Source organism: Microcystis sp. LE19-131.1A (genome assembly GCF_027532015.1).
GTDB lineage: Bacteria > Cyanobacteriota > Cyanobacteriia > Cyanobacteriales > Microcystaceae > Microcystis > Microcystis ichthyoblabe_A.
Map to the genome: position 1 here is coordinate 1 of NZ_JAPZSS010000012.1, position 22,864 is coordinate 22,864.

Genomic DNA, 22,864 nt, shown 5'->3' on the forward strand with positions numbered 1-22,864 from the left:
TTTCTGAGTAGATTGATTCAAGTTTTTTGATTATTTGACAATTTTATCCCATTATCTCCTTTTTTTGACTCCCTGTAGTCTTCTTATCATTAGACCAAACTGTGCAGTTTGGTTGCAGGTTGAGTTAGTCTAAACTCCAGTTATAATTGACATTAATTCCTTGCATTTTCACGAGCGCACTTAGGTGTCTCATGCCAACGATACTTTTAGCCAGCACAAAACCTACCCAGCAGCACATCAAGGTAAATGTACTTATGTAAAATAATCATTTTTGGGGAGTGGTTTGAGAAGCTATTTCATTAGTTTTGGTAAAATTATAAGCCTGGCTTATTCACCCTTATTAGGGTATATTTAATTTATGTTCCTATCTATAAAAGCAACTTTTGTATAACTTCTTTCCATATTTGAAGATTTACAGCTTGTCAAAACCTATTGTAGCATTTATCTTAATAGTGAGGTACAAAGTTTTCCTTTGGGGGAGTCGGTGGTCAATACCAAATTAGGTTACACTTCATCTTTATGGGAAACGCTGTAAAAATTATCGAGGTAGAAATTGAGAACTATAGCCTAAACACCAGCGATTCAAGCCCCTTTTTGACTGTTAACCCCCTTAACCCAGAGATTATGGATGCTTTTAGTCCCTTTCCCCCTGACTGGACAGAGAATGCTGTTCACGCCTACAATTTTTGTTGTCCTTACTGTGGGGCAAAAGCTAAAGAAGCTCAGTCCGTTTGGATCAATCGCCGCGCTCCCGTTTTAGGAGAAGATTCTCGACGTAAATGGCAGGAATTCTATCATTGTCAATGCGATCGAGTTTGGTGGGCCTGGAGTAGTGATCGACCTGCCGAAAATAAGTAATTCTCAATCGGGAATGGAAAATATGGCCGATGTTTATGTTTCTTGGGATGAATACCATCGTCTGATCGAAAAATTAGCAGTAAAAATCGATCATTCTGGTTGGCAATTTGCTCAGATTGTCTGTTTAGCTAAGGGAGGATTGCGCGTCGGTGACATTCTCTGTCGTCTTTTTCGTCAACCCCTAGCCATTCTCTACGCTGCTTCCTACGGGGGGCAAAATCATCAAATTCGGGGAGAATTAACTATTTCCTCGAATTTAGCTATGATCGAACCCAAATTAAAGAGTCCCTTGTTATTAGTGGATGATTTAGTCGATTCGGGAATCACTCTCCAAAAAACCTCGATTTTGTTACAGGAAAAATACGGGATTACCAATATCAAAACTGCGGTGATCTGGTACAAAGCGGCATCAAGAATCAAACCTGACTATTATGTGGAATATTACCCCGATAATCCTTGGATTCATCAACCCTTCGAGCGTTACGAGTTAATTACACCCAAAGACCTCCTAGAATAAATTCAGTTTAGCATCAGAGGTAGAGAGTTTCCCTTTAAAAATCCCACCAAAGAAGATTCATGTCTGAAATCGGCAACCTCATCTATTCTCCGTAGGATTCAGCAGTAATTTTGCCCCGAAAAACGATGTAATTATAAACTGTATAGGCTAGTAAAATTGGGATTAAAAAACCCACAAAAGTCAGCATAAACACCAAAGAACTAGGGGCGGCCGCCGCTTGATAAATTGTCACTGACGGGGGAATAATATCGGGGAAAATCAATAATCCCAAACCGATAAAAGAGAGCATAAACAGCAATACTGTCCAGACCATGGGGGTGTTTTCTTCCTTTAGTTGCAAACTCCGCAGTAATAAACCCAGTAAGACCACAGCTAAAATCGGGATGAGGATAAAGATGTAAATTAGTCGAGGGTCAAATAAACGCTGACGGATATGGTCAGAAAGCAGCGGCGTACTGATGGTGATAAAGACAGCACCGATAAAAGTGGTAATAGCGGCAATTTTTGCCGTTTTATAGTGAACTTCCTGTAAATTACCCGTAGTTTTCAAAATTAGGTAAGTGGAACCCACTAAAACATAAGCTTGGATTAAAGTTAGAGACACTAGAATCGATCGCCATGTTAACCAATCAAAGGGGCCGCCGGCAAAATGACCCAATTCATCCACTTTAATGCCCTCAAAAACCGCACCGAGGGCGAATCCTTGCCCCAAAGCGGCCAAAAAACTGCCGAGTCCGAAGGCATAATTCCAGAACAACTTGCGACGAGAATGTTCACGAAACTCGAAGGAAACAGCCCGAAATAACAGCCCCACCACCATAATCACTGCTGGCAGGTATAAAGCGTTTAAAATTGTCCCGTAAGCTAGGGGAAACGCCCCAAACAGGGAACCCCCCATCAAGACAATCCAAGTTTCGTTAGCATCCCAAACATTGCCCAAACTGGTCATTAAAATACTGCGACGCTTCTCGGAGGAGGAAGTCAGGGAAAGAATTCCCACCCCCAAGTCAAAACCATCGAGAAGGACGTAGAGAAACAGGAATAAACCCAGAATAAAAAACCAAATTTGTGGCAAAAAATACTGTAACGGTTCCATAGTTCCTCCTATTGTTGCGCTTCTAGGGAACGAGGATTTAGTTCTGGTGAGGTCACTTTTTCCTGTTGAGTCCCCGGCAGTGGTAAGTTAAGATTTGGTCCCTGACGGATAATAAGACTACCGAAATAGAGAGCAGAAACCAAGAAAACGACATAAATCGCCGTAATTCCGATTAAAGAGGTTAAAATCTCGCCTGCGGGCAGTTTAGAAGCAGCATCCACCGTCCGAATTTGATTGTAAACCGTCCAGGGTTGACGACCGACACAACGGACAATCCAACCGGTTTCCACCGCAAGATAACCCAGAGGGGCCGCAAAAACCCAAGCGCGTAGTAACCATTTTTGACTGTCGATTTTTTCGTTAGATAATTGACCGCGCAGCCATTGCCCAACAGTTACAGCCATTAAAGACGCGAGAAAAAGACCGATAGCGACCATAATCCGGAAGGAATAATAGATTAGCCCCACCATGTGCGGTCTGTCTTCGTATTTCCACGTTTTTAAGCCGAGAACAGGTTCCGATAACTTGGGTTTTAATTCCAAAAGATAACCCAAAGCATTAGGAATCTTCACTTCCCAGCTATTTGTCTCCGCTTTATCCTTGGGTAAAGCAACCAAACTCCAACCGGCAGTTTCTCCCGCAGGAATAGTTTCCCATTGCGCTTCCATGGCGGCTAATTTAGCCGGTTGATAGTGATACACTTGTTCGGCACTAAGATGACCGACAAAAATTTGCAAGGGAGCGATAACAATCGCTAGAGTAAGAATAATTTTGAGAGAACGACTAAAAAAGCTAATGTGACGTTTATTGAGCAAATACCAAGCACTAATCCCACCAATGACGAATAAAGAAGTTTCCAGAGTTGCGAAAAACATATGCAGGAAACTATTAACCATGAAGGGATTGAGAATCGCTTGTAGGTAGTCCTGAACGATAAATTTACCATCCACGAAGATGCCACCGGCGGGGGTTTGCAGCCAAGAATTAGCGGTTAAAATCCAGAAAGTGGAAAGATTAGCCCCAAAAGCGACGAGAATTGTCGCCAGGAAGTGAATTAACGGGGGAACTCGTCCCCAACCAAACAACATAATTCCTAGAAAACTAGCCTCTAGCATAAAGGCCATGGTTCCCTCGAAACCGAGGATAGTTCCGAAAAAGTCCCCCACCGCTTCCGAAAAAGGCGCCCAATTCATGCCAAACTGAAAAGCCATCGGTAAACCAGAAGCAACTCCAATGCCGAAATTGAGAATGTAAAGTTTTGACCAGAAGCGAGCGTGATGATAGTAGTCAGGATTGCGGGTTTTTAGCCATAATCCTTCGACAATAACTAGATAAATGCCCATACCAGTGGTTAACACCGGCCAAAGCATATGGAAAATAGCGGTGATGGCGAATTGTATCCGCGACAAAGCAACGGGATTGGCAAGTAAATCCATGATTATAATCTTTAAACGATCGTGAAGATATCATAAGCACCTATAATACTTAGCCAGTAATGCCCTGAAAAGGCAAGGTTAAATAGGAATTATATAGATTGTTTTTAGATTTATGCGATCGCTTTGATGGTATTCAATGATTTTAGTTAGTATTTTTGTATTGTATTAGGGGGAAAACTCAGAAAAATTGCTAGAATATTAGCCTGATTAATTAATTTTCCCCTCGATCGAGTATGACTTTCTCCTCAGCCGCAGACTTTCAAGACGAATTTGATGTCATCGTCGTCGGGGCGGGCCATTCCGGCTGTGAAGCGGCCCTAGCTTGCGCCCGTCTCGGTTGTCGTACCCTTCTCCTCACCCTTAATCTCGATAAAATCGCTTGGCAACCCTGTAACCCCGCCGTCGGTGGTCCGGCTAAATCCCAATTAACCCACGAAGTGGACGCTTTAGGCGGCGAAATTGGCAAAATGGCCGACCGCACCTATCTGCAAAAACGGGTTCTTAATGCCTCTCGCGGACCGGCAGTCTGGGCCCTACGCGCCCAAACCGATAAACGGGAATACGCGGCGGTGATGAAAGGTATCGTCGAAACCCAAGCCAATCTGGTTATTCGGGAAGGCATGGCCACAGACCTGATTTTAGGGGCAAATGAGCAAGTTTTAGGGGTAGAAACCTATTTCGGCACTTGTTTCGCCGCTAAAGCCGTCATTTTAACCACTGGCACTTTTTTAGGCGGCAAAATCTGGATTGGCGGCAAGTCTATGGCAGCTGGACGGGCGGGCGAATTTGCGGCGGTGGGTTTAACAGAAACCCTAAATCGTCTCGGATTCGAGACCGGTCGCCTAAAAACTGGCACTCCTGCCCGTGTGGATAAGCGTTCGGTGGATTACTCCCGCATGGAACCGCAACCGCCCGATGACGAGGTACGTTGGTTTAGTTTTGATCCAGAGGTGTGGATCGAACGGGAACAAATGAACTGTCATCTCACCCGCACCACGGCGGCCACTCATCAATTAATCAGAGATAATTTACATTTATCCCCCATTTATGGCGGTTTTATTGACTCCAAAGGACCGCGTTATTGTCCTAGTATTGAGGATAAAATCGTCCGTTTTGCCGATAAAGAAAGTCATCAAATTTTTATTGAACCGGAAGGGCGCGATATTCCTGAACTTTATATCCAAGGCTTTTCAACGGGACTGCCGGAAAATGTTCAATTAGCAATGCTGCGGACTTTACCCGGTTTAGAAAACTGTGTGATGTTGCGGGCTGCCTATGCAGTGGAATACGATTATTTACCGGCAACTCAGTGTTATCCAACCCTGATGACGAAGAAGATTGAGGGGTTATTTTGTGCGGGACAAATTAACGGGACAACCGGTTATGAAGAAGCGGCGGCCCAAGGACTGGTGGCGGGGATTAATGCGGCCCGGTTTACTTTAGGAAAAGAGTTAATTGTTTTTCCCCGGGAGGAAAGTTATCTAGGAACTTTGGTCGATGATTTGTGTACTAAGGATCTGCGGGAACCCTATCGAATGTTAACCAGTCGTTCCGAATATCGCTTAGTATTGCGATCGGATAATGCCGATCAAAGATTAACACCTTTAGGGCGAGAAATTGGTTTAATTGATGACCGGCGTTGGCAATTATTCCAAACGAAACAGGCTAATATTATCGCTGAAAAAGAACGCCTACACGAAACGAGAATTAAAGAACGGGATCAGGTGGCAATTGCCATCGTTAAGGATACGGAACAAAAAATTAAAGGTTCTCTCTCTTTAGCGGATTTACTGCGTCGTCCTAGCTTCCATTATCTGGATCTTGATCGCTATGGTTTAGGTAATCCTGATATAAATTTAGCCGAAAGAGAAGGGGTAGAAATTGAGATTAAATATTCCGGTTATTTAAAGCGACAACAAAATCAAATTGACCAAATTAGTCGCCACAGTAACCGTCATTTATCCCCCGATATTGACTACATGAAAATCGAAACTTTGTCAATGGAATCCCGGGAAAAATTAACAAAAATTAAACCCGCCACCATCGGCCAAGCCTCGCGAATTGGCGGAGTCAATCCCGCCGATATTAACGCTTTATTAGTGTACCTAGAAATGCGGCAGATGTCGGCAGTTAAAAGTTAGGAAATAATCCTGATTATCAGCGATCAAGAGTTCTTATCGGCTGCCTAATTGGCAGCCCCAATCAAAATAAATGACCGATTACTCCTGACAAAAGAAAAACCTTTACTTGTGACAAGGTCAAAGAATTTTGTGGACATCAAGAGTTGAGTCAGAAACTAGGAGCAGATTTTTATTTTGCCCCTCCTGATCATTCTTAGGAGAGGGGATTAAACGAGCATACTAATATTGCCAACGGACAGAAGGCGATCAAAAACCGACTAATTACCTTGGAAAACGGACAGAAGAATTTAGAGTTAGGGCAGTCGGAAATTAAAGGCGATATCTGAACCCTAGACGGAAAGATAGAGGGTTTAAGCTGCAAGCGGCTCGAGTTAAAGTATGGCGAACGCGGCGGGGAAAACCACCGATCTCGCCGAAAAAGTCGGAGAATTGAAAAACCGGAAACAGATCGGGATAGTGGTGATCACCGCTTTGATCAGTTCGGTCTAGTCCTAGGTTTTAAAAGTTACCCAAAAAGACAGGCAATAATTATCCCCAAAATACTCTGGGGAGTAACCTAAATAACCAACCTTAAAAAAACTCTCTGCTAAACTTGAGTCAGTAGATGCACCCTGATGAAAAAGGAGAGTCAAAGAAAGCTCTCCTTTTTTTTTGTTGAGAAAGCAATCTGGGGGATTTAGCCGCGGTTAGCAGGTAGTTTCGCCTTGCGTGCCATGTCTTTGAAACCATTCAAACTTGGACCGGGGCGACGGCGAGACAGACTAGGAGTAATCAAGTATTTTGTCGCAAATTCCACCTCTTGCGGCTCTACTTTACCGTTAGTAGCGGCTACGGGTGCCGGTGCGCTCACAGGAGCGGCGGGAGTTTCTTTTACTTGCTTTTCTTTCTTGATAGAAGTTTTTTGGGCTTTTTTCTCGGCTACAGGGGCGGCAGCAGACTCCACAGCAGCGGCGGGCGCTTCCACAACAGGGGCGGCTGCTGCCGTGGTTGCTGTCGCTTTTTGTTCACCATCAGTTTCTTTTAGTTCTAGGTAAAAGTCAGATTTTTTGCCACCAAAGAGATTTTTTAACATCGGGGATCACTCCGAGAGTTGGGAAAATGTAAAAGACTAGGTATTTAAAAATTTATCATTGACCGGGATCAGACAGCAAACAAGATTATTCTCTTGAGGATTTCCCTCTTTCATCTATTTTTCTTTGGATAATCGCTACCAGAAAAAGTTTTTAAAAACAAGTTAAATTTACAAAAATTAATAAAAATCTCGAAGGAGAAACCCCGACGCAAACAAGGGCAAAAACTGCTAGAGACGTTGCTGACAACGTCTCTAGATTATTTATTGGGGATTTAGCCGGCTGCGGGTACACGGCTGCCGCTAACTCCGGGGACAGGACCACGACGAATGTTGGTTTCCGCTTCGATGGGAACGAATTCAATATGATTAAGGAGGGTAGTAACGAAAGCAAAGAGTAAAAAAGGCAAAGAGAGGACGACGACTAACCCCACGGTAGCGAGGGCGAAAATTTGTCTAGTGCTACTCCAAAGAGCTAGAGTGGAAGCGAGAGTAAGAAAAATAACGATTAACCAAACGATTATTTGTCCGTAAATATCTCCAAAGGTGAGAGTGCAAACCATGCGATAGTTACGAAAATCCTTATCCATAACAGTAAACCCGTAGATAGTCAGTTATTATCTCAGGGTAAGTCTAGAATCGTCACCTTGGTCAATATTTAAAGGTTTTTATAAACACTTGTTGATAAATCTTTACAATTACGCCCCGATCGGGTAGCCAAATCTAGAGGTAAGAGCGGTATTGCTTGGTTGCCCTTCTGGAAAACTAAGTTGATATTATAAGAATTGATAAGAATTGCTAAGAATTACCAAAAAACTGGCCAAAATTTTGGCGAACGCTCTTTACAATTAAATTATAAAGGCAAGGAGGAGCAAGCCTAATGAAAACTTTTGTTGAGCGTTATTGGTCTTGGTTTAATTGGACAACCTTAGCCATGGTTGTTCTTGGTTTCTGGTTAAGTGCCAGTTTCGTCATCGATTTAATCATTCTTCCCAGCTTATCCGTAGCTGGCATGATGACACAAAATGGCTTTGCCAGTGCCGGTTACTTGCTATTTGGCATTTTTAACCATCTGGAATTAGTTTGTGCGGCGATTGTGCTGTGTAGCTTTGTTGTCTTCCACCGCTATCATACCTTAATCCATCTCCCCGAACATCGATCGCTTCTATTCGCCGGTGTTCTCTTAGTAATCACCCTAATTTACACCTATTTTCTCACTCCTAATCTGAGTGCTATGGGTTTACTGGCCCCCGTTACCGCGTCGGGAATGTCGGGAGAAATGATGTCTTTGCAGATTGGTTATTGGTTTCTAGAAGTGGTTAAAGGTTTGATAGCTTTTACCCTGTTGCGCTGGTGTTGGCGAGATGCCTTTAAGTTGGCTTAGTTTTTGATGACAAGCGGGGTTCAACCCGCTTTTTTTAGTTCTAGCAATATAATCCGCCTATTTGACTCGTGAACGGAGTGGCACCACAACTGGCGAATCCAAGAATAGAGGTGGTAAATTTTTTACACTTCATTTAGGCATACTAGGGGATTACATAATTGATAACGGATAACTTTAAGAACTTGCTAAGTGGGTGGGTGGAATTAAATATAAGATGAACGTAGGTTGGATTGAAGCATGAAACCCAACGCCCGCTCATGTTACGCTACCGCTAACCCATCCTACAAATAATTGTGCATCCCTACTTATCTAAGAATAAATCTAGGGGATTCCATGATTGATAACGGATAACTTTAATAACTTGCTATCTAAGCATAAATCAGTTACAATTTTTGCAAATTAATTTCGTCTGTGAGGAAAGCTGGAAGTGTTATTAAAAAAAGCCAAAAGAAACAGCCAGATGAGACAGATATTTTCTGGAGGAATTTTCATCACATCCTGTGTGGGGACAGCCATACTTTGTGATGGGATGAAGGCCCTTCCTTCCCCCTTAGACATTGACGCTGCTTCTATTCGGGTATCCCAGGAAAAAATTATCATTAATTCCCCCGTAGAATTAGAGAAGACAGAAAGAGTTCTGACCACCAATTCCTTCTCGACAACAGAGGGATTAGCCGACAGTAATCTGCCCTTATCCTTAGAAAATAAACTAGAGAAATCTTCCCTCGATACTCTAGCAACAGAAAAGACCGGGACAATTTCAACCCTAGAAGAATGGAAGGCGAATCTAGGGACAACGCAAGCGAGTCAGCTTTTACCAGCAGGGGGTAATAACTCGCCAGAAGTCGAAAAATGGCAAGCGCAAGCATCCACCCCCGTTGATACCAATGTTTCTCCCGAATTGCAGCGTTTACGTCAAGAGTTTCTGATTGAGGAACCGCAAACCCTTTCTGCGAAACTGGCGGAATTTGTGGTTGCTCCTAGTGCCAGTATTTCTATTCCCATCGGTTTTGGAGCGAATTTTGGGCAGATTTTCGGTGGTTTCGCTTTCCAGTCGAGAACCCGTTTTACCAATCAAGCAGATGGTGGGTTAGCCCTAGGGGTCGGTTTAGGAGAACCCCAGAAAATTGTCGGTTTGGATGTAACTATGGCGATTTTGAGCCTTTTTGGTGATAATGCCGGACGGGGTAGTTTTAGCTTTAAAATTCACCGTTCTCTGCCAGAAGGTTTTGCTGTCGCCCTAGGATTTGAAAATGCTATTAACTGGGGTGGGACAGATGCCGGTAGCAGTATCTACGGGGTGGTGAGCAAATTTTTTCAGTTCACAGAAACAACGAAAGAACCCTTTAGTCAATTGACGCTCTCTTTGGGTGTTGGTGGTGGTCGTTTTCGCTCGGAAGGAGCCATCGAAGATGGGGTAAATTCCCTCGGTGTCTTTGCTAGTGCTGGTTTAAGAATTGTTGAACCGGTCTCGGCCATTGTCGAATGGTCGGGTCAAGATTTAAACGCAGGTATTTCCCTGATTCCCTTCCCGAAAGTCCCCTTGACGATTAACCTTGCCGGTGCTGATTTAACGGGCAATGCTGGGAACGGCGCTCGCTTCGTCATGAGTATCGGCTACAATTACTTTTTCCCCCGTTAGTCGGTTTTTAGATTGTTAATTTAGCTTTTTGAATGGAGATTAAGACCATGTTGATGAAATGGTTGACCAATTGGCAAGTTTCCCTAGTGGCGGCGGTTTTGCTGACCAATTCCCTAGTCTCTCCCGGTATGGCGCAAACCGGCAACCAATCCGATGCCACCGGACCAATTCTTTCCACCGGTGATTTTGCTGGTCAAACTTTCCCCACCACCACGACGGTAACGGGATTTCAAGGGGGAGAACCGGCTCAAATCGCTGTTAATCAGGCGGCTGCTTCTCTGAATACTCTGTTAGCTGATAATAATTTAACCTCCCCCACGGGTACCCCGATTCCCGCAGCCGTTCAGCAATCGCTACTGAGCATCTTAACAACGGATGCACAGGCGGGTAATAATATCAATGCTGTCACCGCCGCTCTTTACTCAGCCCCCGGCGCACCGCCATTAAATGTTATTCAAGACTTATTGGCCAGCTTAGAGAAACTGACCAGGGATGACAAGGTAGTGCCAGCTAAATTGCTGGCGGCGGTGCTGGCCTATAATGCGATGATTTTAGCCAGTAACGAAGAGTTTCTCCGCAATCCCCCCGCAGAACTACGAGCAATTCAAGCATCCTTAGCTAAATTGGTCCAACCGACTATTAGCTAACCCGCATTTTCCCTGCTCACTTCACCATAGTCTCCTTGGATTAGAGGGCTGTGGTGAAGGCTCCACGGTGGGCGAGGTGGTTGGCTGTGAGGGAGTTACAGGAGGGGTATTTCCTCCCCCTAAAGATTCTTGGAGCTTGTCGCGCAGTTTTTTGGCGGTATCGGAGTTAGGATTAATTTTGAGAGCTTGTTCGTAGGCGGCCAGCGCCTCTTGGGGGCGTTTCCAGTAGGTCAAGACCAGACCTTTCCCGTACCAAGCTTGATAGAGTTGAGCATCGAGTTGCAAGGCTTTTTCATAGGCGGCATAGGCGAGGGCTAATTGTCCTAACCGCCACATTTTATTGCCTTGATTAAGCCAGTTGAGGGGATTAGTATCGTTATTATTGGGAACTTCAAAAGCCTTGTATAATTCATCACCAATTTCTTGCAAAGATAAGGCATTGGGGGGCGAATTTTCGACATTTATCTGCCCTTGAATGCCAGACTGGGGTGTTAATTTCAAAAAAGTAGTGATGGGAATAGCGAGACTAAAGCCAATTGGCACGGGAACCTTTTCGATTTTTTCGGCTTCATTTTGTCCGTGAACTGCGATGACTCGTCCATTGATATCCAACACTGGACCGCCACTCATGCCCCCATAGGTGACACTGGTATAAACTATCTCATACCCCAACTCCGGGGGAAATATTTTCAGCAAGGGCGTAATGGCGTTGGGTAGCACTTTCCCCACATTGAACAATCGTTTCCGCTTGCCGATAAATTTCGGGTCGGGCCATCCAGAAGCAAAAATAAATTGTTCGTCAGCTACTTGATAGTTAGCCAAGGTCGCTAACTGATAATTTTGGTCGCTCTGAAACTGCACGAGGGCTAGATCTACTCCGGGTAATTTTTTGATGCTATTGTAATCGAGCGGATATTTCTTACCATCCCAGGTAATAATTTTTAGTTGATCGTAATAGAACTTGCAGGCATCTCTAGCATCTTTACAGATCACATGACTGGCAGTAAGAACAGTATAAACTCTTCCTTCTTTGGCAATAATTGATCCAGAGCCATTAGAAGTAATTTTCCCATTCGCCCCCTCTTCTTCTGAGGGGATTAAAACGGTAATCTTTTCAGCAATTTTTTCTATCTGCTCAGTTGTTGATGCCTTAGCAATCTGAGGAGAAACCACAAACACCCCTATACTAACTAGGGCGGCGGAAATTTTCAAGAAATTGTTGCTCATTCTGGTTTAAAAATACAGTTGAGTGGAATTTACCAGAGGGGTGTGCGAGCGGGATTCTTTTCTCTTGGGGTTGACGGGGATGGAGAAGAAAAATCTTCCGAGAAAGTGGGTTCTCTATGGGTGGGAAGCGATGGGGGTGACACTGCGGGCCGTTGCCGACTGGAAGCAGATGGAGAAGATGACCCCGATTTTAAAAAAGTCCCGATAGGAATCGCCCAACTTAATCGACTCATTTGTTCCCACAGTGCCGGTGAAGTCACCGTTCCATCAGCAAAAACGTAGGATTTACCCCAGAGAGGATAAGCATGAATCCCGTTAATACCAATAACTTTACCTTGCCGATTCAGCAGCGGTCCGCCACTCATGCCATTTTTAATCTTATTGGTGTAGCCGATTTGGTAGCCTCCCGAAAAGGATTTATCACTCAAAAGCGACACTTTACCCAGGGTGAAGGTAAATCCTTGTTCTGTCGGGCGATCGCCATCGTAGGGAAAGCCGGCGGCGAAGACTTCATCTCCGATAGCGAGATCATCGACATTAGCCAAATCAGCAATAGAATAAACTTGGCTACTGCGAAAAGAAACTAAGCCTAAATCATAATCATTCAAGCGAACTGTTCTGACCAACTCACCCCGATGTATCTTGCCGTCAGGGGTTTGTATTTGCCAACCCCGATAGCGATACCGCCCTAAAACATGGTCATTCGTGAGGACTTTGTAGGAAGAACCCTGCTTTTCAACTAAAATGCCCGAACCCCAGCCTTGCCCTGATAACACCTTAACAGTAATTGCTCTGGCTAACTGACGCAGCTGTTGTTCTGAAAGTTGCTGAGAGCTATGGGCATTGGCCTGGTTAGGTTCCAGAGCAGGAGCATAGCTTTGGACAGCAAGCAAAGGTGTGGACAGTCCCAATAATAAACTGCCCGCACCAGCCAAAATTCTTTTTATAGGCCGACTCACTTGATTACTATGCTCCTATCTATAGAACTAGAAAAGTTTACCAAACAGAACCGCCCGATGGTTTTTGGGGGGGTTGTTCGGGAGAAGTCTCCGGCAGTGGAGAGGGGGACGAACCGGTGGCAGGATTTGTTTCCACGGGAGCATTTTCTAGGAATTTATTGAAATAGACAATGACAGAATCCGATGAGCTTTCAAACAAAGGACCAGGGCCGCCTCTCTCCCGGAGGTCAAATAGCAGTTGGATTTTCTGGGTTGCGTCTTCCCCTCTCTTGAGGGTAAATAATAGGTTACTGCTATTTGCCCGTTCTCGTCCATGACTAGGGGAATAGATGACCGGCAGACCATTGAGATAGCCAGTGGTAATAATATCAATTCCTCTAGGTCGAGCGTCAAGGGTATTGAATCGTTTAGTTACTTCTAGACACCGTTGCCGGGGAGTGTAACCGGAACCGCTAGAATAACGAGAAACCCAACGAATCACAGCTTTGCGTTCATTAGGGCGGACTTTGACATAGGTTGTGGGAACTCCCACATGGGGGCCTGTCACTGGTAAAAGACACTCGAATCTGGCTTGAGCTTGGCTCGGTGATTGTAAGGTCAAGGCAGGTCCTACACCAATCAGAGCAATAGTCAGAGTTTTTGTCAAAGTTTGTAATTTCATTGTCCTTATTCTAATCCTGCAAAGGGACTCTACTATACACTTCAAAGGTAGCTATTATCTCTCCGCAAAACCAACAAAAGCAAGGCTTTTGCAACAATTCTTATTTTTTGGCTCACCCTTTCTTCAAACTCCTTTAAGAGAGCAATCAGATGAGTTCGTTTACCCCAAAGCAGACCAAACTTCTAACTTACTGACCACGCGACGAATCACCTCATCGGTAAACTCAATCATGGTCATTTGTCCCCCTAAATCGGGGGTTTTTTTGCCCTCGTGAATAGTTTCAAAGACACTTTCATAAATTGCCCTGGAAGCTTTACGCGCTTCGTTAGTTTCGATATAACCTAACAAAGCTGCCGAGGCTAAAATCATCGCCATGGGATTAGCGATATTTTTGCCCTCTAAAGCCGGGGCTGTGCCGTGGGGAGCTTCTGCCATAATAGTTTTAACTGCTAAGGTCTCCTCATCAAATCCCAAAACTAAACTTTCGGCCCCAGCAATACTGCCATAGAGTTGCAAGACAAAATCCGATAATAAATCGCCATCGCGATTAAGGGCCGGAATCACCAAAGCTTCGCCGTCGGTTTGTAAAAGTAGGGCAAAAGTTGCGTCAATTAACAGGGGTTGATAACGTACTTCCGGATGTCTTTGGGCTGCCGCGTCTAATTCCTCTTTAAACATCCCTTCGTAGGTGGCACTGACGGTGAATTTTGGGCCGCCAAATACCCGCGCCCCGGTTTTTTTGGCCTGTTGAAAGGTAAACTCGGCCACAGCGCGACTGGTAGCCCTAGAAATGCGCGAGGTGCGATAGGCAATTTCATCGCCGGTGGCCGTGGTTTCTCGCCATTCTTTGGCCCCGTAGGCATCGTCAACGGCCATGCGGACAATGGCAATGGGAGAATAAACGCCACCAATCGGACGAATACCGGGGATACGGCGACCAATGCGGAGAATTACCTGAGAATTCATTGCTTCTCTTAAAATAGCGTTAGGACTGCCCACATCTCCTTTAATTTCTGGGGTAATGGTGGCAGCTTTGAGAGCTAATCCGGTTTTTAGAGTCGCTTCGGCGGCCTCATGAACCACTTGATTGTTACTCTGGCGACGCTGGGCTAAACTAAGATCAAAATCGGCAAAGTTAAGCGGTTGACGAATTATCGAGGGTTGCAATACTCTCAGGGCTTCTAGTAATAGTTCTTCTCCAGTTTGGTCGCCGTGCATGACCACAATGGTGGGGATATTTTCTGTCATAGTTTTTGAGTTTTAATAAAAATTTTCAAGTATATGTTAATGCTGAATTGGCTGGTTAATCGGCTAAAAAAGATACTTTTTACCTTAATTAATTCTGTAATTTTATCAATCTTGCAGAAAAAGATATATAACAGCAAATCTGGTTATTAAAAACTGATTATTTATTCTCCCTTTTGCCTTTTGCCCCCCTTGATAAGGGGGGTTTGATCCCCCCTGCCCCCCTTGATAAGGGGGGTTTGATCCCCCCTGCCCCCCTTGATAAGGGGGGTGCCGATAGGCGGGGGGATCTACCCTTAATAAGGGGGGTATCTGAAAGTTTTTAACACCTAGCGACTTAGAAGAAAATATATAATTAATATTATGCCCGATCGCTAATTAAATTAGCAATCGGGCGGTGGTGAGAATTAATTAACCCAAGATTTAGAAAGCTTGTTCAACTTCGGCAATTTCGGGAATCACTTCCCGGAGACGACGTTCGATGCCCATTTTTAGGGTCATGGTGGAACTGGGACAGGAACCGCAAGCGCCTTGAAGACGCAGTTTGACGACTGGCCCGTCGATTTCGACTAATTCCACGTTACCACCATCCGCCATCAGGTAGGGGCGCATTTCATCTAAAACTTGTTCGACGTTATTGGGAGTCAGTGTTAAAGACATAATCAGCTTCTGGTCAGAGATTTATTAGAGTGTAAGTAAGTGGTTTCAATTAAATTGAAGATAGATTTTGTCTTTGATCCCCCCTGCCCCCCTTGATAAGGGGGGTGCCGATAGGCGGGGGGATCGCCCCTGCCCCCCTTGATAAGGGGGGTATCTGACAACTTTTAACACCCACCTACTTACCTTTATTATAGAGGAAAATCCCCCAGAGAAATTTTCTATTCTTCCTCTGACTCTGGAGAACTTACCCAAGGGGTAGAAGATTCGGCAGCTTTCGGGAAAGAAAAAGATTTTTTCGGAGGAGAAGGCAATAATTCCAATTGTCGATTACCGGTTTTATAGCTAGTTTTATTTTTCTGCTCTCCCCGTCGTCGTTGGGAGGTTTTTTCCTCCGTGGTATTTTCGGCTATCACTTCATACAAAATCGCCCGTTTATCCTCTTGTTGGCCTTTTCTTAAAACCCGTCCCAAACGCTGAATATATTCCCTCGTGGAACCGGTTCCCGATAAAATAATCGCGATGCGTGCTTCTGGCACATCAACCCCTTCATTGAGAACATGGGAAGTCACCAGAATTTTGTATTCTCCCTGACGAAAACGGGTCAGGATTTCATGGCGTTCTTTCACGGGAGTTTGATGGGTTATGGCAGGTATTAAAAAGCTCTCGGAAATGCGGTAAACTGTGGCATTATCGTTGGTAAAAATTAAAATTGGTTCCGGATAGTGTTCACAGATTAACTCGGCTAAAACCCGCAATTTTCCCTGGGTTCCAGAGGATATTTCCTTCGACTCCCGGTGGGCTAACATCGCCCGGCGCCCTTCGCTACTTCTGGCACTAATCATGACAAAATTTTGCCAACCATCTAAACCAGACAAACTGAGATTATTTCTTCTTAAAAAATCATTGCGAATTTTAATTGCTTCTTGATATTTTTCCTGTTCTTTGGCAGATAGTTTCACTTTAATTTGAATTATTTCATGATCCGCTAGGGCTTTTCCTGACAAGTCTTGGGGAGTTTTTTGATAAACAATTGCACCGATAAGATAATCTAAATCTTGATGACTACCATCACCGCGATCCGGTGTTGCTGTTAAGCCTAAACGATAGGGTGCGATCGAATCTTCCGCTATTTTCCGAAAGAAATCCGATGGTAAATGATGACATTCATCAAAAATCAAAAAAGCGTAACGATTGCCAAGAGTTTCTGAATAAATTGCCGCACTTTGATAGGTGGCGATTAAAATAGCACTATTATCCTTAGAACCTCCCCCTAATAATCCCACCTCGGCATCGGGAAAAGCCGCCAACATCTGGGCATACCACTGGTGCATTAAATCAATAGTCGGCACGATAATTAAGGTGCTGCGGGGAGTCGATTGTAGAGCTAATTGGGCAAGATAGGTTTTACCGGCAGCGGTGGGAAGGACGATAACACCCCTTCTCTGGGATTTTTTCCAAGCGATTAACGCTTCCGTTTGATGGGGGTAGGGTTCCCGTTCAAAACTGGCAATTAATTCTAAATTGTTAAAAGCTTTTGCTTCATCTTGGAAGTTAATGCCCTCCTCCTGTAGGGTTTCCACGAGAGGACGATAATGAATGGCCAAAATGCGAAATCTTTCAATACGATCATCCCAAGTGGCAAAATCTAGCCATTTTTTCCCTTTTGGTGGTGGATGGAGAATTAAGGTTCCTCGCTCATATTTGAGGGTGGGTAAGCGCATTTTTCAGTTATCAGTAAACAGTAAACAGTTATCAGTAAACAGTAAACAGTATAAGTGAACTGAAAACTTACATCTGATAACTGATACTAAATCCGTTGAGTATAGGCTACATATCAGGACGGGCAAAAGGCAAGAGGCAACCCCCCCGACGTCGGGGGGGCAAGGGGGGGTAGGGGGAATAAATAATCAGTTTTTAATAACCGGATTTAGTATGATAACTGATTCAAGGCTGACGGCTTATATTTATCTAAGGGAGGGCGTACGCCCTACGCCCCTACAGAAAAACTAATACGGGGTAATGTAGGGGCGCAATGCTTGCGCCCAAAATGTAAAATTTACGAATACTTTACACCATGATGTCAAGAGAGCTAATTTATCTTGTTAAAAAAATAGAGTGTGAATTAACACACTCTCAGCATATCGAAACAGCCAAAGTTTGGCAATAGATTAAATCTTTTCGGTTAGCTTAGTCAGAACGCGATTGGAACGTTCCACAAAAGCTTGCATTCCCTCAGCATCAAATCCTTTTTGAGCGATTAAAGCTAAATCATAAACGTGCTGACAGAGCATTTTTGCTAATTGCGCCGATGGAGATTCGCCACTACCGGTAACAATACTTCCCTGACTAATCTGGACAATCTGTTGAATTAGGGGATGATTAGTATTAATCATCAGAATATGTTCTTCGGGGAAAGCCATGGATTTTTGTTGCATCATTGCCGTCATTTCCTGTAAGCGTCGCATCGCTTCTGGAAGTAAGACAATTGCCGGGGGAGTACCTTGGGGATCATCGGATTTCAAGGCTTCAGTTTTGATATTGATGCGGGAATTATCGAGAGCTTTGGCGAAGATTTCTTTGATCAATTCAGCCCGGGTTTTATTACTACCGGGATCGATAATTTCACTAGCTTGATCCTGTTCGAGCAGCGTCGAGTCTAATTCAGAATCAACCCGGGTGAATTTCACATCGGAGTATTCTCTTTCTAGGAAAGGAATAAAGTAATTAGTATCGATGAAAGAATCAAAGAAGAGTATCTCTAACCCTTGATTTTTGTAGAGTTCAACGTAGGTGGATTGGCTACGAGGATCGGTACAGTAAAAAACTCGATTTTCGTGGCGTTCTTTATGGCGTTCCAGGTAGGCTTTGAGAGTAGTATAACCTTCCTGTTCGATCGCTTCTAGGGGAGTTTTCGCCGTTGCTTCTTGCCATGCGTCACCTTCGGCGGTTTGTACTGCCACTTGTACCGCAGTTTCTGGGGTTTTGTAGGTAGTGCGATAGATTAAAATATCTTCTACCTGCTGTTTAAATTTATCCTCTTTTAAGGAACCAAATTTAATAAAAGTTCCCACATCTTCCCAACAACGAATATATTCTTTTGCGTCTTCGTTGTAGAGAGATTTGAGGCGATCAGCAATTTTTTTGGCAATAAAATCGGCAATACGGCGAACGGTGCGATCTTTGGTTAAAGCACTTCGAGACACATTTAAAGGAATATCTGGACTATCGATAACTCCTCGCAAGGGCATCAGGAAATCGGGAATAATTTCCTCACAATGATCGCTGACAAAAACCTGATTACAGAATAACTTTAATTGTCCTTTTGAGACATCTACATCTGGTCTGAGTTTGGGAAAATAGAGAATGCCATTGAGCAAGAAAGGATAATCGGTATTCAGATGTACCCAGAGTAAAGGTTCTTCTTGGAAAGGATAGAGATAACGATAGAATTCTAGGTAGTCTTCTTTAGTCAGATTTTGAGAAGATTCTTTCCATAAAGCCCGTTGTTGATTAATCACTTCCCCATCAATTTTAATGGGAACGGGCATAAAATCTGAGTAGGTTTTGACTAACTGGCGAATGCGGGCAGGTTCTAAATATTCCCCTTCCTCATCCATTAAAGTTAGGGTGATAGTGGTGCCGATTTGGCTGCGGGAAGAATCGGTTAATTCAAACTCTGGAGAACCATCACAGCACCAATGGACAGGGGTAGCACCTTCTTGATAGGAAAGAGTATCAATTTCTACCTTTTTAGCCACCATAAAAGCCGAGTAAAAACCTAGGCCAAAATGACCGATTAAATCGTTGGCTGATTTTTGGTATTTATTGATAAATTCTTCCGCACTGGAAAAGGCAACTTGGTTAATATATTTCTTGATTTCTTCCGCCGTCATCCCGATCCCATTATCGGTAATTGATAGGGTACGATTTTCTTTATCGATGGCGAGATTAATTTCTGGTTCGGGGACTTCTCCTCTCGCTTCTCCTGCTAAGGAAGCCATTTTTAATTTCGAGATGGCATCAACACTATTAGATATCAATTCCCGCAGAAAAATTTCATGGTCAGTGTAGAGGGATTTTTTGATAATAGGGAAGATATTCTCGGTATGAATCGTGATATTACCTTTTTCGAGTACCGTCATACGTTCAATTACTAAGGGTTTGACTATTCTAACTTTTTTATTTTGCTCGATGATGGCACTATTGATCACAGAGCGATTGCCCAACTTCTTCTAGGGGGATAACCGTACCGATAAAGGGATTCTAGAACTCGATCGCAAAAATCAGGGGTAATTGCCAGATTATCGGGGTTATTGATGACTTTTTGACTTTTACAAGCGGTTGGTTGAGATTTGCCGATTGAGGGGGAATTGCAGTAGCTCTACTGGTCACTTTGCAGATATCCCTCAATCAAAATATCGGGATTGAGATAATTAACCGTGACATTTTCTAACTGTAAAGCTTCGCTCATTAACTGGAAACCTAAATCACCCACAGCAGTAGGTGCCTTGATTCCCCCGATGATTTTGGGCGCGATAAAAGCGATAATTTTTTGTACCATGCCCTCAGCGATCGCGGCTGCACTTAAACCACCACCGCACTCCCACAAAACCTGACAAAATCCCCTCTGATAGAGATTTTCCATCACTAAAGTGGGTGTCACCTCGGTTAGTTCGATCACTTCCACGCCTTTTGTTAATAATTGTTGCTTAAGCTTGACATTAGAATCAATTTGTGTATAGACAAGGGTGGGAAATTGACTGGTATCCCAAAGATGAGCGGAGGGTGGTAAATCGAGCGATCGAGTCATGACCACGCGCAGGGGATTATGATCAGAGAGGCCGTGAGTGGTGAGGTGGGGATTATCTTGACGGACAGTGCTACCGCCGACGATAATCGCATCACAGGCCGATCGCAATTGATGGACTATTTGGCGAGAAGCGGGGCTAGTAATCCAAGTGCTATGACCGCTAGTAGCGGCAATTTTGCCATCGAGAGTCATGGCATATTTGAGGATACCGAAGGGTTTTTTAGCGGTGATGCGATGGATAAAACCCTGATTGAGTTGACGACATTCGGACTCCTCCACTCCCACCAGCGTCTCGATGCCTGCCGATTCTAATCTTTGAATGCCTTTCCCCGCCACCAGGGGATTAGGATCGATCATCCCCACCACCACTTTTTTAATGCCTGCTTGCACAATTGCCTCGCTACAGGGGGGAGTACGTCCATAGTGGTTACAGGGTTCAAGATTGACGTATAAAGTGGCACCACGGGCTTTTTCTGCTGCCTGTCTCAGGGCGAAAACTTCTGCATGGGGTTGTCCGGCCCCTGGGTGAAAACCTTCGCCGATAATTGTCCCCTCTTGAACAATCACAGAACCCACCAAAGGATTAGGAGAAGTTCGCCCCAAGGCTTGCCTAGCAAGGGTTAGACATCTTTGCATCATTGTGCGATCGAATTCCGTTGCCTGGGCCATGGTTGATTTCTCCAAAGGAGGGGAGACTTTATCAGTGATCAGTAAACAGTAATCAGTGATCAGTGGGAAGCTTTTTTCAGTGTTGCCAAAGGCACGGCGTAGCCGTCCAGTAAACAGTAATCAGTGAACGGAAAACTCACATCTGATAACTGATCACTTCTCTACTATTGTTATTTTAAAGTGAAACGTATCAGAGGATACAGAAATCTCAAATAAAAAAAAACAAAGATCGAAAAACGTTGACTACTCACACATCAAGATAAATCCCTAGCTGTTTGGTCTTCTGAAATGATTGACCTCTGTTCCTAGGATTTAGCGGTTGAACGGACATAATTGCTCGGTAATTATTTTCAAAAGTAATGAATCGACCTACTAACTCAACAAAGTAAACGAATTAACGATGAAACGAATTGCTCGAAAATCTGGGGAACTTGTCGGTTTATTACCGAAAATTAACCCTGTCTGGTTAGCCTGTGTTCCCTTGTCTGCGATTATTTTTGTGGTTTGGAACACGGCCGTACAGGCCCAAGATGCGAAACCCTTAACCCCCGAAGATGTCCAAAACGCCCTCAATACAATCTGGGTTTTAATTGCCGCCATCCTCGTGATCTTTATGAATGCGGGTTTTGCGATGCTAGAAACGGGATTCTGTCGTCAGAAAAACGCCGTTAACGTTCTGGCCAAAAACCTGATCGTTTTCGCCCTCTCCACCATATCATTTTGGGCGATCGGTTTCTCCCTGATGTTTGGGTCTGTCAGTAACGAATTTTTCGGTACAGGAGGCTGGTTCCTTAGCAGTAGCGATCCCGCCACCTACGTTATGCCTGCCTCTTTGCCCACCTCGGTGTTCTTCCTGTTCCAAGTAGCTTTCGCGGGAACGGCGGCAACCATTGTATCTGGGGCGGTGGCAGAACGGATTAAATTCGTCGATTTCCTCGTTTTTAGCTTAATTATCGTCGGTATCATGTACCCGATCACCGGTCACTGGGTTTGGGGTGGCGGTTGGTTAGCTGACCTTGGTTTTAAAGACTTCGCTGGTTCGACGGTGGTTCACTCGGTGGGTGGTTGGTCTGCTTTAACCGGGGCGGCAATTCTCGGCCCGAGAATGGGTAAATACATCAACGGTCGCACCAGTGCCTTACCCGGCCATAACATGAGTATCGCGACCTTGGGTTGTTTAATTCTCTGGATTGGCTGGTTCGGTTTTAACCCCGGCTCTACTTTAGCGGTTAATGAAACTGTACCCTATATCGCTGTCACCACTAACCTCGCCGGGGCCGCGGGCGGCATTGCCGCTACCTTTACCGCTTGGGCGAAAGATGGTAAACCTGACCTTTCGATGATTATTAACGGTATTCTCGCCGGTTTAGTAGCCGTTACTGCCGGTTGTGATGGTGTATCCTATTGGTCGGCGGCAATCATCGGTTTAATTGCCGGTGTAGTCGTGGTTTACTCGGTGTCTTTCTTCGATAACCTGAAAATTGATGACCCCGTGGGTGCGACTTCCGTTCACCTCGTCTGTGGTGTGTTTGGAACTTTAGCCGTCGGTATCTTCAACAAAGATGCGGGTTTAATCACCGGTCAATTCCAACTGTTTATTAACCAAATTATCGGAATTGTGGCAGTAGGGGCATTTACCGTGATTGTCAGTGGTATTGTTTGGACAATCCTTAAGGCTACCCTCGGTATTCGTGTTACTCCCGAAGAAGAAATGGAAGGTTTGGATGTGGGTGAACACGGAATGGAAGCCTATAGCGGTTTCGTCAAGGAGTCCGATATCGTTACTGGTGGCTATTATGCTTCCAGTGTTGACATGGAAACGCCCAGCAGTCGTTAGGGTGAA

19 protein-coding genes and 1 pseudogene are annotated in these 22,864 nt (G+C 44.4%); 8 read left to right on the top strand and 12 right to left on the bottom strand.

Features of this window, described 5'->3' with window-relative positions; translation table 11 throughout:
• The first annotated feature begins 624 nt into the window (after nucleotides 1-624).
• Both O9323_RS00770 and O9323_RS00775 read left to right on the top strand, forming a co-directional pair.
• Nucleotides 625-858, top strand: coding sequence for a hypothetical protein (locus O9323_RS00770; protein ID WP_002735880.1), 234 nt, complete (start codon nucleotides 625-627; stop codon nucleotides 856-858).
• Nucleotides 859-880: 22 nt separating this feature from the next.
• Entirely contained in the window at nucleotides 881-1,375 is a 495-nt protein-coding gene (locus O9323_RS00775) for a phosphoribosyltransferase (protein WP_043998939.1), read from the top strand.
• A gap of 82 nt (nucleotides 1,376-1,457) precedes the next feature.
• Here the strand turns inward: O9323_RS00775 and cydB are convergent, their stop codons facing one another.
• Together cydB and O9323_RS00785 are read right to left on the bottom strand one after the other, a co-directional pair.
• Nucleotides 1,458-2,471 carry a cytochrome d ubiquinol oxidase subunit II gene (gene cydB, locus O9323_RS00780; RefSeq protein ID WP_002753098.1) on the bottom strand — a complete coding sequence of 338 codons (1,014 nt, stop codon included), beginning with the start codon at nucleotides 2,469-2,471 and terminating at the stop codon, nucleotides 1,458-1,460.
• Between the two features lie 8 nt (nucleotides 2,472-2,479).
• Complete coding sequence (locus O9323_RS00785; protein ID WP_110544226.1) at nucleotides 2,480-3,907, bottom strand: cytochrome ubiquinol oxidase subunit I; 1,428 nt, start codon at nucleotides 3,905-3,907, stop codon at nucleotides 2,480-2,482.
• Between the two features lie 233 nt (nucleotides 3,908-4,140).
• On the opposite strand from O9323_RS00785, the gene mnmG reads away from it, so the two are divergent.
• Entirely contained in the window at nucleotides 4,141-6,048 is a 1,908-nt protein-coding gene (gene mnmG / locus O9323_RS00790; protein ID WP_002753100.1) for a tRNA uridine-5-carboxymethylaminomethyl(34) synthesis enzyme MnmG, read from the top strand.
• 77 nt (nucleotides 6,049-6,125) lie between these two features.
• A pseudogene (locus O9323_RS00795) lies at nucleotides 6,126-6,242 on the top strand (IS30 family transposase); the annotation flags it as partial.
• A gap of 482 nt (nucleotides 6,243-6,724) precedes the next feature.
• On the opposite strand, the gene O9323_RS00800 reads toward O9323_RS00795, so the two are convergent.
• Both O9323_RS00800 and O9323_RS00805 read right to left on the bottom strand, forming a co-directional pair.
• Nucleotides 6,725-7,120, bottom strand: a complete 396-nt coding sequence (locus O9323_RS00800; protein ID WP_002753101.1) for a hypothetical protein — start codon at nucleotides 7,118-7,120, stop codon at nucleotides 6,725-6,727.
• A gap of 272 nt (nucleotides 7,121-7,392) precedes the next feature.
• On the bottom strand, nucleotides 7,393-7,707 hold the full coding sequence (locus tag O9323_RS00805) for a hypothetical protein (RefSeq protein ID WP_002786368.1): 315 nt from the start codon (nucleotides 7,705-7,707) through the stop codon (nucleotides 7,393-7,395).
• A gap of 290 nt (nucleotides 7,708-7,997) precedes the next feature.
• On the opposite strand from O9323_RS00805, the gene O9323_RS00810 reads away from it, so the two are divergent.
• From O9323_RS00810 to O9323_RS00820, 3 genes are all read left to right on the top strand, one after another.
• Complete coding sequence (locus O9323_RS00810) at nucleotides 7,998-8,501, top strand: hypothetical protein (RefSeq protein ID WP_110577565.1); 504 nt, start codon at nucleotides 7,998-8,000, stop codon at nucleotides 8,499-8,501.
• Between the two features lie 427 nt (nucleotides 8,502-8,928).
• Nucleotides 8,929-10,143, top strand: a complete 1,215-nt coding sequence (locus O9323_RS00815; protein ID WP_353851580.1) for a hypothetical protein — start codon at nucleotides 8,929-8,931, stop codon at nucleotides 10,141-10,143.
• 47 nt (nucleotides 10,144-10,190) lie between these two features.
• Nucleotides 10,191-10,790 carry a hypothetical protein gene (locus O9323_RS00820; protein WP_002774275.1) on the top strand — a complete coding sequence of 200 codons (600 nt, stop codon included), beginning with the start codon at nucleotides 10,191-10,193 and terminating at the stop codon, nucleotides 10,788-10,790.
• Nucleotides 10,791-10,811: 21 nt separating this feature from the next.
• Here the strand turns inward: O9323_RS00820 and O9323_RS00825 are convergent, their stop codons facing one another.
• From O9323_RS00825 to ribD, 8 genes are all read right to left on the bottom strand, one after another.
• The gene (locus O9323_RS00825) at nucleotides 10,812-12,017 is read right to left on the bottom strand and encodes a tetratricopeptide repeat-containing S1 family peptidase (RefSeq protein WP_288124546.1); all 1,206 of its coding nucleotides are present in this window, start codon (nucleotides 12,015-12,017) and stop codon (nucleotides 10,812-10,814) included.
• A gap of 29 nt (nucleotides 12,018-12,046) precedes the next feature.
• Nucleotides 12,047-12,976 carry a S1 family peptidase gene (locus tag O9323_RS00830; RefSeq protein WP_288124547.1) on the bottom strand — a complete coding sequence of 310 codons (930 nt, stop codon included), beginning with the start codon at nucleotides 12,974-12,976 and terminating at the stop codon, nucleotides 12,047-12,049.
• 37 nt (nucleotides 12,977-13,013) lie between these two features.
• Nucleotides 13,014-13,637: a COP23 domain-containing protein gene (locus tag O9323_RS00835; RefSeq protein WP_130756903.1), complete on the bottom strand. Its 624-nt coding sequence runs from the start codon at nucleotides 13,635-13,637 to the stop codon at nucleotides 13,014-13,016.
• 159 nt (nucleotides 13,638-13,796) lie between these two features.
• The gene (locus tag O9323_RS00840; RefSeq protein WP_288124548.1) at nucleotides 13,797-14,885 is read right to left on the bottom strand and encodes an isocitrate/isopropylmalate family dehydrogenase; all 1,089 of its coding nucleotides are present in this window, start codon (nucleotides 14,883-14,885) and stop codon (nucleotides 13,797-13,799) included.
• 420 nt (nucleotides 14,886-15,305) lie between these two features.
• On the bottom strand, nucleotides 15,306-15,542 hold the full coding sequence (locus tag O9323_RS00845; protein WP_002735229.1) for a NifU family protein: 237 nt from the start codon (nucleotides 15,540-15,542) through the stop codon (nucleotides 15,306-15,308).
• A 218-nt stretch (nucleotides 15,543-15,760) separates the two neighbouring features.
• Entirely contained in the window at nucleotides 15,761-17,263 is a 1,503-nt protein-coding gene (locus O9323_RS00850; protein ID WP_149107622.1) for a DEAD/DEAH box helicase, read from the bottom strand.
• A gap of 447 nt (nucleotides 17,264-17,710) precedes the next feature.
• Nucleotides 17,711-19,684, bottom strand: a complete 1,974-nt coding sequence (gene htpG, locus O9323_RS00855) for a molecular chaperone HtpG (protein ID WP_288124569.1) — start codon at nucleotides 19,682-19,684, stop codon at nucleotides 17,711-17,713.
• A 239-nt stretch (nucleotides 19,685-19,923) separates the two neighbouring features.
• Nucleotides 19,924-21,021 (bottom strand): bifunctional diaminohydroxyphosphoribosylaminopyrimidine deaminase/5-amino-6-(5-phosphoribosylamino)uracil reductase RibD, encoded by a 1,098-nt coding sequence (gene ribD, locus O9323_RS00860; RefSeq protein ID WP_288124549.1) that lies wholly within the window; start codon nucleotides 21,019-21,021, stop codon nucleotides 19,924-19,926.
• A gap of 400 nt (nucleotides 21,022-21,421) precedes the next feature.
• On the opposite strand from ribD, the gene O9323_RS00865 reads away from it, so the two are divergent.
• The gene (locus O9323_RS00865) at nucleotides 21,422-22,858 is read left to right on the top strand and encodes an ammonium transporter (protein WP_004158875.1); all 1,437 of its coding nucleotides are present in this window, start codon (nucleotides 21,422-21,424) and stop codon (nucleotides 22,856-22,858) included.
• Nucleotides 22,859-22,864 lie beyond the last annotated feature (6 nt).

Excerpts from the sequence above, each read along its gene's own strand:
- O9323_RS00820 (WP_002774275.1), top strand. The coding sequence starts at position 10,191 with ATGTTGATGAAATGGTTGACCAATTGGCAAGTTTCCCTAGTGGCGGCG.
- O9323_RS00810 (WP_110577565.1), top strand. The coding sequence starts at position 7,998 with ATGAAAACTTTTGTTGAGCGTTATTGGTCTTGGTTTAATTGGACAACC.
- cydB (WP_002753098.1), bottom strand. The coding sequence starts at position 2,471 with ATGGAACCGTTACAGTATTTTTTGCCACAAATTTGGTTTTTTATTCTG.
- htpG (WP_288124569.1), bottom strand. The coding sequence starts at position 19,684 with ATGACGGTACTCGAAAAAGGTAATATCACGATTCATACCGAGAATATC.
- O9323_RS00770 (WP_002735880.1), top strand. The coding sequence starts at position 625 with ATGGATGCTTTTAGTCCCTTTCCCCCTGACTGGACAGAGAATGCTGTT.
- O9323_RS00805 (WP_002786368.1), bottom strand. The coding sequence starts at position 7,707 with ATGGATAAGGATTTTCGTAACTATCGCATGGTTTGCACTCTCACCTTT.
- O9323_RS00800 (WP_002753101.1), bottom strand. The coding sequence starts at position 7,120 with ATGTTAAAAAATCTCTTTGGTGGCAAAAAATCTGACTTTTACCTAGAA.
- mnmG (WP_002753100.1), top strand. The coding sequence starts at position 4,141 with ATGACTTTCTCCTCAGCCGCAGACTTTCAAGACGAATTTGATGTCATC.
- O9323_RS00835 (WP_130756903.1), bottom strand. The coding sequence starts at position 13,637 with ATGAAATTACAAACTTTGACAAAAACTCTGACTATTGCTCTGATTGGT.
- O9323_RS00785 (WP_110544226.1), bottom strand. The coding sequence starts at position 3,907 with ATGGATTTACTTGCCAATCCCGTTGCTTTGTCGCGGATACAATTCGCC.
- O9323_RS00850 (WP_149107622.1), bottom strand. The coding sequence starts at position 17,263 with ATGCGCTTACCCACCCTCAAATATGAGCGAGGAACCTTAATTCTCCAT.
- O9323_RS00775 (WP_043998939.1), top strand. The coding sequence starts at position 881 with ATGGCCGATGTTTATGTTTCTTGGGATGAATACCATCGTCTGATCGAA.
- O9323_RS00845 (WP_002735229.1), bottom strand. The coding sequence starts at position 15,542 with ATGTCTTTAACACTGACTCCCAATAACGTCGAACAAGTTTTAGATGAA.
- ribD (WP_288124549.1), bottom strand. The coding sequence starts at position 21,021 with ATGGCCCAGGCAACGGAATTCGATCGCACAATGATGCAAAGATGTCTA.
- O9323_RS00825 (WP_288124546.1), bottom strand. The coding sequence starts at position 12,017 with ATGAGCAACAATTTCTTGAAAATTTCCGCCGCCCTAGTTAGTATAGGG.
- O9323_RS00840 (WP_288124548.1), bottom strand. The coding sequence starts at position 14,885 with ATGACAGAAAATATCCCCACCATTGTGGTCATGCACGGCGACCAAACT.
- O9323_RS00865 (WP_004158875.1), top strand. The coding sequence starts at position 21,422 with ATGAAACGAATTGCTCGAAAATCTGGGGAACTTGTCGGTTTATTACCG.